Raw genomic sequence first — 12,356 nt, 5'->3', positions numbered from 1 at the left:
CCGCGTGGTTGCCTACGATCGTGCTGCCCATCATCAGAGCGGCCTCCTATGCCGCCACCCTGGCCTGGCGCCACCTGCGCAGCGAGCCCGCACGGGCCCCGCTGCTGGCGCTGCGCGTCCTCCCCTCCCCGGTCCGCCGGGCGGTGCGCGGTGCCGCCGCCCACGGCGGGCCGCTGGTCCGCGCCTACGCGCTGGCCGACGCCGGCGACACCGCGGGCGCCGCGCGCACCGCGCGGCTGTCGTGCTCCGGTGCGGCGCCCGGCCGCACGGCGCGCATGGCCGCGCTGGCCCTGGCCGTCCGGGACACCGCCCTGGCCGACGAGCTGGCCGGGACGCTGCCCGCGGGCCGCCGCCGGGCGGCGCTGGAGCGCCGCTCGGCCCTGCTGTCGGGACGCGCGGTGGCCGCGGGCCCGGATCCGCAGGCGGCGGAGCCGGTCCGCCCGCCCTCGCTCACCGTAGCCCGGGGGCGGAGAACGCTGCGCGACGGCGCGGTGAACGGTGGGCGATCAGCACAGATCGGGGCGTGTGCGCTGCATCTGGTGACCAACGCGCTGCCGCACACCAACGCCGGGTACACGCAGCGGACGCACCGGATCGCGGTGGCGCAGCGGGAGGCGGGGCTGGACGCCCAGGTGGCGACCCGGGCCGGGTACCCGGTCTCGGCGGGGGTGCCCGACCCGCGGCCGCGGGTGGTGCTGGACGGGGTGCCCTACCACCGGCTCGTCCCGTGGGCGGCGCCCGCGGACGACGGCGCGGAGCTGCGCGCCGGGCTGCGCCTGGCCGGGCGGCTCGCCGACCGGATCGGGCCGGACGTGCTGCACGCGGCCTCCAACCACCGCAACGGGCGGCTGGCCCTGGAGCTGGGGCGCGCCCGCGGCCTGCCGGTCGTCTACGAGGTGCGCGGCTTCCTGGAGGAGTCGTGGCTGTCCCGGGACGCCTCGCGCTCGCCGGAGGACGCGTTCTACCAGGCGGAGCGGGCGCAGGAGACGGCCTGCATGCTCGGGGCGGACCTGGTGGTGACGCTGGGCGCGGCGATGCGGGCCGACATCGCCGCGCGCGGGGTGCCCGAGGAGCGCATCCTGGTGGTGCCCAACGCGGTGGCCGGGTCCTTCCTGGACCCGCTGCCGGACGGCGCGCCGGTGCGCGAGGCGCTGGGCATCGCCCCGGAGGCGTTCGTGGCCGGGACGACGACGAGCTGCTACGGCTACGAGGGCCTGGACGCGCTGCTGGATGCGGTGGCGGTGCTGCGCGGGCGCGGCGCGGACGCGCACGCCCTGGTGGTCGGCGACGGGCCCGAGCTGCCCGCGCTGCGCCGCCGGGCGGCCGAGGCGGGCCTGGAGGGGGCCGCGCACTTCACCGGCCGGGTCCCGGCCGACCGGGTGCGCGCCCACCACGCGGCGCTGGACGTGTTCGCGGTCCCGCGCCGCGACGAGCGGGTGTGCCGCCTGGTGACGCCGCTCAAGCCGGTGGAGGCGATGGCCGGGGGGCTGCCGGTGGTCGCCTCCGACCTGCCCGCGCTGCGCGAGCTGGTGGAGCCGGGGGGCGCCGGGGTGCTGGTGCCGCCCGGGGACCCGGGCGCGCTGGCCGACGCCCTGGGGGCGCTGGCCGCCGACCCGGCGGAGCGGGAACGGCTGGGCGCAAGGGCCCAAACGGCGGTCGGCCGGGACCGGACATGGGCCGCCGCGGCCGAACGCTATTCGGAGGCCTACGCCGTTTTCACGGGGCCGAGCCGGGTGTGAACGGTGGGCACCGGAGAAACCCGGGGTGACACCGGAGTTAATTCCTCCGGGCCGTTCGGAATTCCGGTGATCCCACCAGCGAAAACCGCCGTACAGTCAGAAATCGGGCACCGGTGGCGCCCGCGGGACCTGGGCGGACCCGTGCCGCGGCACCGCGCCGGCACCGCCGGAACGGCGCGCATATCCCACCCCTGGGGGCCGAATATGCACCCTTCGACGAGATGTCCGGAGCTGGCCGAGTCGGCCGCGGGCGGCCATCCCGGAACTACGCTCGGGCGTCTAGCCGAAGCGAGCACCGTTCCCCGACACATCGTTTTCCACCGCTGCTTCCGGGCAGCGCTTCCAAGAAGGTGAGGGGCCCTGTGGACGCCGCTACCCCGACCACGGACCTGGTCGTCATCGGACTCGGATACGTCGGCCTCCCGCTGGCCCAGGAGGCCGTCCGCGCCGGTATCACGGTCACCGGCCTCGACGTCAGCCCCGCCGTCGTCGACGGACTGAACTCCGGCGCCTCGCACGTCGACGACCTGTCCGCCGACGACGTGGCCGAGATGCTGGCCGGCGGGTTCACCGCCACGGCCGACCCCGAGGTCCTGGGGCGCGCCTCGACCATCGTGGTCTGCGTGCCCACCCCGCTCTCCGACGAGGGCGGGCCCGACCTGGGCGCCGTCTCGGCCGCCGGGCGGATGATCGCCGAACGGCTGCGCCCGGGCACCCTGGTGGTGCTGGAGTCCACCACCTACCCGGGCACCACCGAAGAGGTCCTGCGCCCGCTGCTGGAGGAGTCCGGCCTGGTCGCCGGGGCCGACTTCCACCTGGCGTTCTCGCCCGAGCGCATCGACCCGGGCAACGCCGCCTTCGGGGTGGCCAACACGCCCAAGGTCGTCGGCGGGATGACCGAGCGCTGCGGTGAGCTGGCCGCCCGGTTCTACGGCCGGTTCGTCGCCGAGGTGGTGCGCGCCCGCGGCACCCGCGAGGCGGAGATGGCCAAGCTGCTGGAGAACACCTACCGGCACGTCAACATCGCGCTGGTCAACGAGATGGCGGTGTTCTGCCAGGAGCTGGGCGTGGACCTGTGGGACTCCATCGCCTGCGCCGCCACCAAGCCGTTCGGGTTCCAGGCGTTCTATCCCGGCCCCGGCGTCGGCGGGCACTGCATCCCGATCGACCCCAACTACCTGTCGTACAAGGTCAAGACCCTGGGCTACCCGTTCCGGTTCGTGGAGCTGGCCCAGGAGATCAACGCCCGGATGCCGGGGTACGTGCTGCAGCGCGCCCAGGAGCTGCTCAACGACGCCGGGCTGGCGCTGTCCCGGTCGCGGGTGCTGCTGCTCGGCGTCACCTACAAGGCCGGCATCGCCGACCAGCGCGAGTCGCCCGCCCGCCCGGTGGCGCGCAAGCTGGCCGAGAAGGGGGCCGCGCTCACCTACCACGACCCCCACGTCGAGGAGTGGAGCGTGGGCGGGCAGGACGTCCCGCGCGCGCTGGACCTGGAGGAGGCGCTGCGTGAGGCCGACCTCACGGTGCTGCTCACCGACCACCCCGACTACCGGCCCAAGCTGCTGACCGAGCACGCCCGGCTGCTGCTGGACACCCGCGGCGTCCTGCGCCGGCTGGACCCGGAGGTCCCGCCCCAGGGCCGCACCACCGCGCCGATCGAGCGCGAGGGCGTGCAGGTCCTCTGAGGGCCCCGCCCCCGTGCGAGCGCCCGGGGCCCAGCCCCCCGCGGGCTGGGCCCCGCGTCTTCATCACCCCCACCCCTGTGTGTAACCGCGGCATTCACCCTCCGTTTCCCGCCCGCGCCTAGGTTGGGCGCAGGTCGGCCGCCCGCCCGGGCGGGTTCTCCCCTCCGGCCGGGACAGGAGCATCAGGCGGAGGCGCTCATGCACGCACTCGTGGCCACCGTGGTCCACCACCCGGAGGACGCGCGCATCCTGCACCGGCAGATCCGCGCGCTGCTGGACGCCGGCCACACGGTCACCTATGCCGCTCCCTTCCGCGAGCGCGGGGTGACCCCCTGGCCCGAACTGGAGGCCGTGGACCTGCCCCGCGCGGCGGGCCGGCGCCGGCTGCGCGCGCTGCGGGCCGCCCGGGCCGCGCTCGCCGAGCACGTCCCCAAGGCCGACGTGCTGGTCTTCCACGACCCCGAGCTGATGCTGGCCCTGCCCCGGCGCCGCCCGGCCACCGTGTGGGACGTGCACGAGGACGCGGCCGCGGCGCTGCTCACCAAGCCGTGGATGCCCCGGCCGCTGCGCAGGCCGCTGGCCCCGGTGGTGCGCTCGTTCGAGCGGCGGGCCGAGGGCCGCATGCACCTGCTGCTGGCCGAGGAGGGCTACCGCGGCCGGTTCGCCGGAGCGCACCCGGTGGTGCCCAACACCACCTTCGTCCCCGAGCGCCCGGCCCGCCAGCCCGGCCACGACCGGGTCGTCTACCTGGGCCACCTGTCCAACGCCCGCGGCGCCCGCGAGCTGGTGGAGGCCGGGCGGCTGCTGCGCCCGCACGGGGTGCGGGTGGACGTGATCGGCGCCGCCGACCCGTCGGTGCGGCCGATGCTGCGCGCCGCCCAGCAGGAGGGGGCGGTGCGCTGGTTCGGGTTCGTCCCCAACGACCGGGCGCTGCGCATGGTCAGCGGGGCGATGGCCGGGATGAGCCTGCTGCACGACACGCCCAACTACCGGCACTCGCTGCCCACCAAGGTGGTCGAGTACATGGCGCACGGGCTGCCGGTGATCACCACCCCGACCCCGGCGGCCGAGGCGCTGGTGGCCGGCCGCCCGGAGGGGGCCTGCGGGGTCGTGGTCCCGCACGCCGACCCGCGGGCCGCCGCCGAGGCGGCGCTGCTGCTGCGCGGCGATCCGGGACTGCGCTCCCGCTTCGCCCGCACCGGCCACGAGATCGCCCGGGAGCACTACCACTGGCCCGTCCAGGCCAAGGCGTTCGTGCGCCAGCTGGAGGAGTGGGCCCGCGCCGAGCCGGGCCTGCGGGCGTTACCGCACCGCGCGCCCGCGCCCGTGTGAGCGCCGTGTGAGCGCCTTGTGAGCACCGCCACACCGGCCGCCGTGCCGGAATAGCCTCCCGCGGGGCCCGGTTGCCCCCGTCGTGTCCGCGATTTCCATGCAAACGCATGTACGTCTGCGCGGACCCGGCACGAGAGGAGACACCATGACCGCGAGCGCCGACCCGCTGGCCCTGCCCAAGGACGCCCAGGACCTGCTCTTCCGCGAGGCCCGCTCGGCCAACGCCTTCGGCCCCGGGCCCGTCCCGGAGGAGAAGCTGCGGGCCGTGCACGACCTGGTCAAGTACGGGCCGACCGCGATGAACGTCCAGCCCCTGCGCGTCCTGCTGCTCCGCTCCGACGAGAGCCGCGCCCGGCTGCTGCCCCTGCTGGCCGAGGGCAACCGCGCCAAGACCGGGGCCGCGCCGCTCACCGCCGTGCTCGCCTACGACACCGACTTCCACGAGAAGGCCGAGTCGTTCTTCCCCGACCGCGCCGAGATGGTCCGCGGCGCCTTCGGCGACCCCGGGGCCCGCCCCGGCCCCGCGGCGCTCAACGCGCACCTGCAGGCCGGGTACTTCCTCATCGGCGTGCGCGCCGCCGGGCTGGCCGCCGGCCCCATGAACGGGTTCGACCACCCGGGGGTGGACGCCGAGTTCTTCGCCGGCTCCGCGCTGCGCAGCTTCATGGTGGTCAACATCGGCGAGCCCGCGGGGCCGCACGAGTTCCCCCGCCTGCCCCGCCTGGAGTACGGCGAGGTGTGGACCGAGCTCTGATCCCTCTGGGCCCTCCCGGTCTCAGATGACGGGCGGGCGGCCGTCGCGGGCCATCCGCCAGGCCGTCCGCCAGGAGATCGGGGTGCGCGGCCCGGCCTCGGTGCGCCACCCCTCGCCGAACCCCTGGAACCAGGCGCGCAGCGCCGGGCCCGAGCGCTCCCGCAGCACCGTCATGCCCACCCAGTTCGCCAGGTAGAGCCCGGCCAGCGGCCACGGCAGGTTGCGCCGGGCCAGCCACACCCGGTTGCGGGCGTTGAGCCGGTAGAAGTCGGCGTGCCGGGTCGGCGCCGCCGCCGGGTGGTACATGACCGACTCGGCGTCGTACTCGATGTGGTACCCGGCGTCCAGGATGCGCCAGGCCAGGTCGGTCTCCTCGTGGGCGTAGAAGAACCCGCCGGGCAGCCCCCCTCCGGCCTCGAAGGCCGCGCGGCGGATGGCGCAGGCGCCGCCGAGGAAGGTGGTCACCCGGCTGGAGCGGCGCGGGTCGCCCGCGCGCAGCCGCGGCACGTGGCGGCGCTGGTCGGGGCCGCCGTCCGGGTCGGCGATGCGGAACGAGAGCGCCCCCAGGCCCGGGTCGGCGGCGAACCGGTCGGCGAGGCGGCGGCACAGGTCCGGCGAGCGGTACCAGCCGTCGTCGTCGAGGAAGAGCAGGACGTCGCCGTCGGTGGCGGCCGCCCCCTGGTTGCGCCCCTCGGGGATGCCCAGGTTCTCCTCCAGGCGCAGGGTCGCCACCCCCGCGGGCAGCTCCGGCAGGTCGGCGCCGTTGCCCACGACCACCACGTCGACGTCGGCGCCGCGCTGCTCCAGCACGCTCTTGACCGCGCGGCGCAGCTCGGCCGGGCGGTTGCCCATGGTCAGCACGACGCACGAGATCTTCAAACGCTCGGCACCCCCGGTGGACGCCGGCGCGGGTGCCTCCTGGACGGCTTCCCGGGGCGCTTCCTCGGACACGTGTCGGTTCATGGCAACCGTTCGTAGGCGTGGACGACGGGTGGACGGGACCTTACACTCCCGCGAACCCGCTAACGAAAAGATAAGGGACGGTTTCCCTTCCCGCCACGGCGGGAAGGGCGGCGCCCCGCGTGTCGGGGCGCCGCCCGGAGGACCCGTGGCCGCCCGCCCTACTCCAGCCGCCGCGAGGCCAGCACGCTGACCAGGTGCAGCACGGTCTGCAGGGCGGCCACCGCCACGCACACCGCCACCAGCACGCGGGTGGCGTCCAGGTCGCCGCGGACCGCGTCCACCACCGCGACGCCCACCAGCAGCACCGACAGCTCCACCGCCTGGATGATCCGGTGGAACCGCAGCGCCGAGGCGGCCTTGCGGGCCAGGCTCAGCCCGGAGGAGCGGGGGCGCATGGCCTCCTGGGAGACCTGCTCGGGCAGCCCGGCCTTGGCCCGGGCCACCACCACGTTGTCGGTCTCGGCCTTGATCAGCGCCACGCCGATCGCCCCGGCCATCCCGGCCACCACCCAGCCGCCGGGCTCGAACGCGCCCTGGGCGCGCACGCCCAGCCCGATGAGCAGGGCGATCTCGGAGACGTAGTGGCCGATGCGGTCCAGGTAGATCCCGGCGGTGCTGGTGCGGCCGGTGTAGCGCGCCACCTCGCCGTCGACGCAGTCCAGCAGCAGGTAGACCTGCACCATGGCGAAGGCCAGCAGCGCCGACCACAGGCCGCCGAAGGCGACGACGGCCCCGGCGAGCACGCCGAAGGCCATCATCAGGTAGGTGATGGGGTTCGGCGGCACGCCCAGCCGCACGAACACGGTGCTGAGGTAGGGGGACACGTCGCGCATGTACAGGCGGCCGGCCCAGTGCTCCTCGTTGACGCGCTCCTTGACGCCCTCGGGCTGGCCCCCGGCGCGGACCTCAGCGACCGACGGTTTGGACATACTCACCGACGCTCCGCCGAATCTCGTCCTCGGACAGGTCCAGGTGCTCCAGCACCGTGTAGCGCCCCGGCCGGGTGGCGGGGGCGTGCGCCACGGCGCGGGCGAACATCTCCTCGTCCAGGCCGACGTCCCCGGGGGTCAGGGGCAGCCCGTGGCGGACCAGGCAGGCGCGGATGTCCCGCATGCGCCGGTCGTCCTCGCCCAGGTGCCGCACGCGCAGGAAGTAGGCGAACAGGGCGCCGATCCCGGCCAGCTCGCCGTGGTTGCTCACCCCGGGGTACAGGTGGGTGACGGCGTGCAGGATCTCGTGGCACCCGCCGCTGGCCGGACGGCTCGACCCGGCCACCGACATCGCCATCCCGGACAGCACCAGCGCCTCGGCCAGCACGGTGAGGAACTCGTCGGACTCGACCGAGTCGGTGCGGTAGAGCACCGCCTCGGCGGCGACCCGGGCGAAGGTGACGGCCATGCCGTCCACCGGCTCGCCCTGCTCGCGCCCGGCCAGCTCCCAGTCGGCGATCGCCGACAGGTTGGAGACGACGTCCCCCACCCCGGAGCGGACCAGCCGCTGCGGGGCGGCGCGCACGTAGTCCACGTCGATGACCACCGCGATGGGCATGGACACCCCGTAGGTGCCCTTGCCGCTCTCGTGCTCCAGCGAGGCGGTCGGCGAGCAGATGCCGTCGTGGGCCAGGTTGGTGGCCACGGCGACCATCGGCACGCCCGCCATGGAGGCGGCGTACTTGGTCACGTCGATGGTCTTGCCGCCGCCGATCCCGGCGACCGCCTCGTAGGCGCCCGAACGCAGCTTCTTGCCCAGCTCGGTGGCGGCGTCCACGCTGCCGCCGTCGACCTGCACCACCTCGCAGTCGGGCATGTCGAGGTCGGCGGCGATCTGGCCGCCCTGCCCCGGGCCGACCGCGACGGCGATGCGGCCCGAGGTGGCGATGCGGCGGTCGGACAGGACCGACCCGAGGGAGGCGATGGCGCCCCGGCGCACGTCGATGGTGAGCGGGGACGGGAGCATCCGGGCTAGTAGCGGCATGCGATCTCCCGGGCGCGCGCGAGGTCGTCGTGGTCGTCTACCTCGACCCAGTCGACCTTGCCGATCGGGGCCACGGCGATCTTGCCGCCGCGGGCGACCAGCTCCTGGAAGCCGTCCTCGTAGTACAGGTCCGGGTCGCGCTCCCAAACGGCCTTGAGGGCGTCGGCCAGGCGGCCGGCGGCCGCGCCGTCGATGAGGGTGGCGCCGATGTACTCGCCCGCGGCGGCGGCCGGGTCCATCTTCTTGGTGATGCGCTCCAGGTGGCCCGAGCCGTCCAGGGTCACCTTCATCTCTTCGTCGGCGAGGGTTTTGACGTTGTCCACCGCCAGGAGGAGCTCCGGTCCGCGGGCGGCCAGTAGCGTCTCTTCCACACTCACCGGGTGCACCGTGTCGCCGTTCACCAGGAGGACGCCCTCGGAGAAGTACTCACGCGCGGTCCACAGGGAGTAGGCGTTGTTCCACTCCTCGGCCTTGTCGTTGTACACGAGCGTCAGCTTCACGCCGTGGCGGCGCTCCAGCGCCTCCTTGCGCTCCTCGACCGCCTCGGAGCGGTAGCCGACGACGACCACGACGTCGGTCAGGCCCGAGGCCGCCAGGTTGCGCAGCGAGATGTCCATGATGGTGGTCTCGCCGTCGACCGGCACCAGCGCCTTGGGGAGCGTGTCGGTGTAGGGGCGCAGCCTCCGGCCGGCTCCGGCCGCAAGAACCATACCGAGCATGTACGCGCGTTCCTCCTTAGGTCGTGGAGGCGCCTGCGCCTCCCGGTTCGTCGCCGGTGTCCGCCAGGTCGGCCACCGGTGTGCGGGCCCAGCCCGCCACCGCCCCGTAGGCGAGCAGCACGGCCAGGTAGCCGGTGAGCGCGCCGAAGGCGAACGGCAGCCACCCCAGGGCGCCTCCCGCGGCGGCGAGCAGCATGCGGCCGTCCCATCCGAGCGCCGCCCGAGCGGCCCGGTCCGGTGGACCGGCCCCTTGGCGTGCCCGGCAGACGGTACCGCAGTGGTGCAGGGCCACCACGACCAAGAGTACGAACACCAGGGGCCCCGGTACGCCGCCGCCCGTGCCCAGCGCGAGCAGGTACAGGTATTCGGCCCCGCGGAGGAGGGGGACGGCGAGGGGGTCGTGGCGGCCGCCGTGCGGATGCGCCGAGGCGGCTCCGGCCAGCAGGAGCGCGGCCACCGGTGCGAACAGGGTAATGCCTGTGGCCGCCCCCAGGCCTGCCGCGAGCAGGACGCCGGTCACCAGCGCGGCGGCGGCCGCGGGCGGCAGCGGCGGCAGCGCGCCGCCCGCCAGGCGCCCCAGCAGCCGCGCGAGGTGACCATCATCACGGAGAAACCGCACGTCGACGCGTGTCGACACGCGTTCCGGGGGGAAAGCGTCCACGCTAGCCGACCGGCCCCCTCTCCGGCCGGGGATCCGCGAGGGCGGCGGTCACCGCGATCGCGCACCCCACCATGAGTGCGATGAAGGTCACGCGCGCGTCGGCGGCCAGGGCGCCGACGGCGATGACGGCGAACCGCAGCGGCCGGGGGAAGGCCGCCGCCTCCCGCAGCGCGCCGACCGCGGCCGGGCGCCGCACGGGGGCCGCGCGCCGGGGCTCCTGGGCCCGGCGCGGCCCCAGCAGCTCGTCGGCCAGGCCGGGGTCGGTGCGCTCGGGGACGGTCTCCATGCCGGGCAGCCGCGCCAGCGGGGACCCCTCGCGCGGGGCGGGCACGCCCGCCGCGGGCGGGACCGGGGCGGCCCGTCGGCCCTCCCCCTCCAGGACGCTGTCGCGCAGAGCGAGGGCGATCAGCGCCCCCGCCGCCCACGCCCAGGCCTCGTCCTCTCCGGCGAGCGCGCCGCCGACGGCCAGGCCCGCGTAGACGGCGTACTCGCCCAGCCGGCCGAGCACGACCGCGAGCCACTCCTCCAGGGCGTCGCGGCGGCCCGCGGCGGCGGCCGCCCGCACCCGGTCGGCCACCAGGACCGCCCCGAGCAGGGCCGAGCCCACCAGGGCACCGCGCGTATCGCCCGCGGAGAACCAGACCGCGGCCAGGACGGCCGCCACGGGCGCGATCCGCGTGAGCACGGCGGAGGTCACCCGTCGAGCGTCCCCCGCGCCGGGGCGTGCGGCAACCTCCGACACGCCCCGGCGGGCCGCGGCCGGTCAGGCGGCCTCGCCGCCGCCCTTCTCCCGGCGGCGCTTCTTGTCCTCCGCCGCCTTCTTGCGGGCCTCGGTCTCGGCCTTGGAGTCGGCGTTGTAGGCCTCCAGCGCCGTCTCGATGTCGGCGTCCAGGGCCAGCTCGCCGTCCTTGATGTAGAGGCCGCGGCCGCAGAAGCGCTTGAGGTCGGTCTCGTTGTGCGAGACGAGGACCATGGTGCGGTTCTTGGCCAGCATCCGCTCGATGGCCTCGTAGCACTTCTTCTTGAAGGCCTTGTCGCCCACCGCCAGCACCTCGTCGACGAGCATGACGGGGTGCTCCAGCTGGGAGATGAGCGCGAAGCCCAGGCGCACCTTCATGCCGCTGGAGTAGTGCCGCACGGGCATGTCGATGTAGCCCTCGCGGATGTTGGCGAACTCCACGATCTCGTCGAAGCGCGCGTCGATGGTCTCGGTGTCCATGCCGTGCAGGGACCCGACCAGGTAGATGTTCTCCCGCCCGGTGAGCTGGTCGTTGAACCCGGCGCGCAGCTCCAGCAGCGGCGCCACCTTCCCGTGCACGCGGACGCTGCCCTCGTCGGGGATCAGCACCCCGGCGATCATCTTGAGCAGGGTGGACTTCCCGGTGCCGTTCTTGCCGACGATCCCGACGCACTCGCCCTCGGCGATCTGGAAGGAGACGCCGCGCATGGGCCAGAAGTCGGCCCCGGCCGCGTTGGGGTCGCGCTTCCTGCCGTGGATGAACATCTCGCGCAGGCTGCGCTTGCGCCGGCGGTTCACCGCGAAACTGATGCCGAGGTTCTCGGCCTCGATGATCGGCTCCGCCATCACAACTCCTTAAGGACGGCCGTCTCCAGGCGCCGGAACACCCAGTATCCGACAGTGAGGAAGACCAGCGCACCCACGAGGGCGGTGGTGAGCGCGAAGCCCCCGGCCTCGGCGGCCGCGGCGAAGCCGGGCGCGTCGGCGGGGTACCAGACGGCGTGGTGCATCTTGAAGATCCCGAGCAGCGGGTTGAGCTGGAAGAGCGCCTTGAACCAGCCGGGGAAGGAGGAGTCCGCGGCCAGCACCATGCCCGAGGGGATGATGATCGCCGAGGCGTAGAAGAGGATCCGGTTGAGGATGCGCACGATCCGCTCCACGTCCCGGACCAGCACGTTGACCGAGGCCAGCAGGAAGGTCACGCCCAGGGTGAAGGCGTACTGCACCACCAGCGCCGCCGGGAGCCAGACCAGCACGCCCATCAGGGTGGTGCGCCCGCCCAGGAAGAACACGAACAGCAGCAGCACCGGCCAGGTGAACAGGTAGTCCACGAAGCCGCGGGTGACCACCGCGATCGGGAAGATCTCCCGGGGCACCTTCATCGTGGTGATGAGCTTGGACTGGGAGATCAGGGCCTTGGGGGCCTCGTTCAGCGCGGTGCTGAACCACAGCCAGGGCAGCAGGCCGGAGATCAGGAACAGCAGGTAGCCGCCGGGGGCGTCGTCGCCTCCGGGGACGCCCCGGTTCGTGTTGAAGATCAGCCCGAACACGAAGAAGTACACCCCGGCCATGGCCAGGGGTTCGAGCATCGACCACGCGTAACCGAGGATCGATTTCTGGTACTTGACCTTCAGGTCGCGCCGGACCAGGAGGCCAACGACCTGACGGTTCTGCCAGACGGCCAGCGCCCTTGACGCCACCGCCACCTCCTTGGGGGTGTGCAGTCGTGAGACCTTGCGGCCGGACGCTGCGGGGGGCGCGCTCCGGCCGGGGGATGTTCGAGAGCCGCG

General features: G+C 74.5%; 12 protein-coding genes. 4 read left to right on the top strand and 8 right to left on the bottom strand.

Annotation, left to right across the window (positions count from 1 at the left end):
- Positions 1–23: 23 nt before the first annotated feature.
- From O4U47_RS13230 to O4U47_RS13215, 4 genes are all read left to right on the top strand, one after another.
- Positions 24–1,739: a glycosyltransferase family 4 protein gene (locus O4U47_RS13230; RefSeq protein WP_270678155.1), complete on the top strand. Its 1,716-nt coding sequence runs from the start codon at positions 24–26 to the stop codon at positions 1,737–1,739.
- 362 nt (positions 1,740–2,101) lie between these two features.
- Complete coding sequence (locus O4U47_RS13225; protein ID WP_270678128.1) at positions 2,102–3,424, top strand: nucleotide sugar dehydrogenase; 1,323 nt, start codon at positions 2,102–2,104, stop codon at positions 3,422–3,424.
- 198 nt (positions 3,425–3,622) lie between these two features.
- Positions 3,623–4,756: a glycosyltransferase family 4 protein gene (locus O4U47_RS13220; protein WP_270678127.1), complete on the top strand. Its 1,134-nt coding sequence runs from the start codon at positions 3,623–3,625 to the stop codon at positions 4,754–4,756.
- Positions 4,757–4,901: 145 nt separating this feature from the next.
- The gene (locus O4U47_RS13215; RefSeq protein WP_270678126.1) at positions 4,902–5,510 is read left to right on the top strand and encodes a malonic semialdehyde reductase; all 609 of its coding nucleotides are present in this window, start codon (positions 4,902–4,904) and stop codon (positions 5,508–5,510) included.
- 21 nt (positions 5,511–5,531) lie between these two features.
- Here O4U47_RS13215 and O4U47_RS13210 read toward each other — a convergent pair whose 3' ends face one another.
- The 8 genes from O4U47_RS13210 to O4U47_RS13175 all read right to left on the bottom strand — a co-directional run bounded on the left by O4U47_RS13210 (position 5,532) and on the right by O4U47_RS13175 (position 12,266).
- Positions 5,532–6,389 (bottom strand): glycosyltransferase family 2 protein, encoded by an 858-nt coding sequence (locus O4U47_RS13210; RefSeq protein ID WP_270678154.1) that lies wholly within the window; start codon positions 6,387–6,389, stop codon positions 5,532–5,534.
- 242 nt (positions 6,390–6,631) lie between these two features.
- Complete coding sequence (locus O4U47_RS13205; protein WP_270678125.1) at positions 6,632–7,402, bottom strand: CDP-alcohol phosphatidyltransferase family protein; 771 nt, start codon at positions 7,400–7,402, stop codon at positions 6,632–6,634.
- A complete protein-coding gene (locus O4U47_RS13200) occupies positions 7,380–8,429 on the bottom strand; it encodes an iron-containing alcohol dehydrogenase family protein (RefSeq protein WP_270678153.1) in 1,050 nt (349 codons plus the stop codon). The genes O4U47_RS13205 and O4U47_RS13200 overlap by 23 nt, the downstream gene beginning before the upstream one ends.
- Before the next feature lie 5 nt (positions 8,430–8,434).
- Positions 8,435–9,166, bottom strand: a complete 732-nt coding sequence (locus tag O4U47_RS13195; RefSeq protein ID WP_270678124.1) for a phosphocholine cytidylyltransferase family protein — start codon at positions 9,164–9,166, stop codon at positions 8,435–8,437.
- A 16-nt stretch (positions 9,167–9,182) separates the two neighbouring features.
- Positions 9,183–9,785 carry a DUF5941 domain-containing protein gene (locus O4U47_RS13190; RefSeq protein WP_270678123.1) on the bottom strand — a complete coding sequence of 201 codons (603 nt, stop codon included), beginning with the start codon at positions 9,783–9,785 and terminating at the stop codon, positions 9,183–9,185.
- A 43-nt stretch (positions 9,786–9,828) separates the two neighbouring features.
- Positions 9,829–10,524, bottom strand: coding sequence for a hypothetical protein (locus O4U47_RS13185; RefSeq protein WP_270678122.1), 696 nt, complete (start codon positions 10,522–10,524; stop codon positions 9,829–9,831).
- Between the two features lie 66 nt (positions 10,525–10,590).
- Positions 10,591–11,412: an ABC transporter ATP-binding protein gene (locus O4U47_RS13180; RefSeq protein ID WP_270678121.1), complete on the bottom strand. Its 822-nt coding sequence runs from the start codon at positions 11,410–11,412 to the stop codon at positions 10,591–10,593.
- Positions 11,412–12,266 (bottom strand): ABC transporter permease, encoded by an 855-nt coding sequence (locus tag O4U47_RS13175; protein WP_270678120.1) that lies wholly within the window; start codon positions 12,264–12,266, stop codon positions 11,412–11,414. The genes O4U47_RS13180 and O4U47_RS13175 overlap by 1 nt, the downstream gene beginning before the upstream one ends.
- Between the last annotated feature and the right edge of the window lie 90 nt (positions 12,267–12,356).

The organism is Nocardiopsis suaedae, from assembly GCF_027706745.1.
Classification (GTDB): Bacteria; Actinomycetota; Actinomycetes; order Streptosporangiales; family Streptosporangiaceae; genus Nocardiopsis_A; species Nocardiopsis_A suaedae.
The sequence above is the reverse complement of the archived record's forward strand: the minus strand, read 5'-3'. Positions and strand labels throughout refer to the sequence as shown.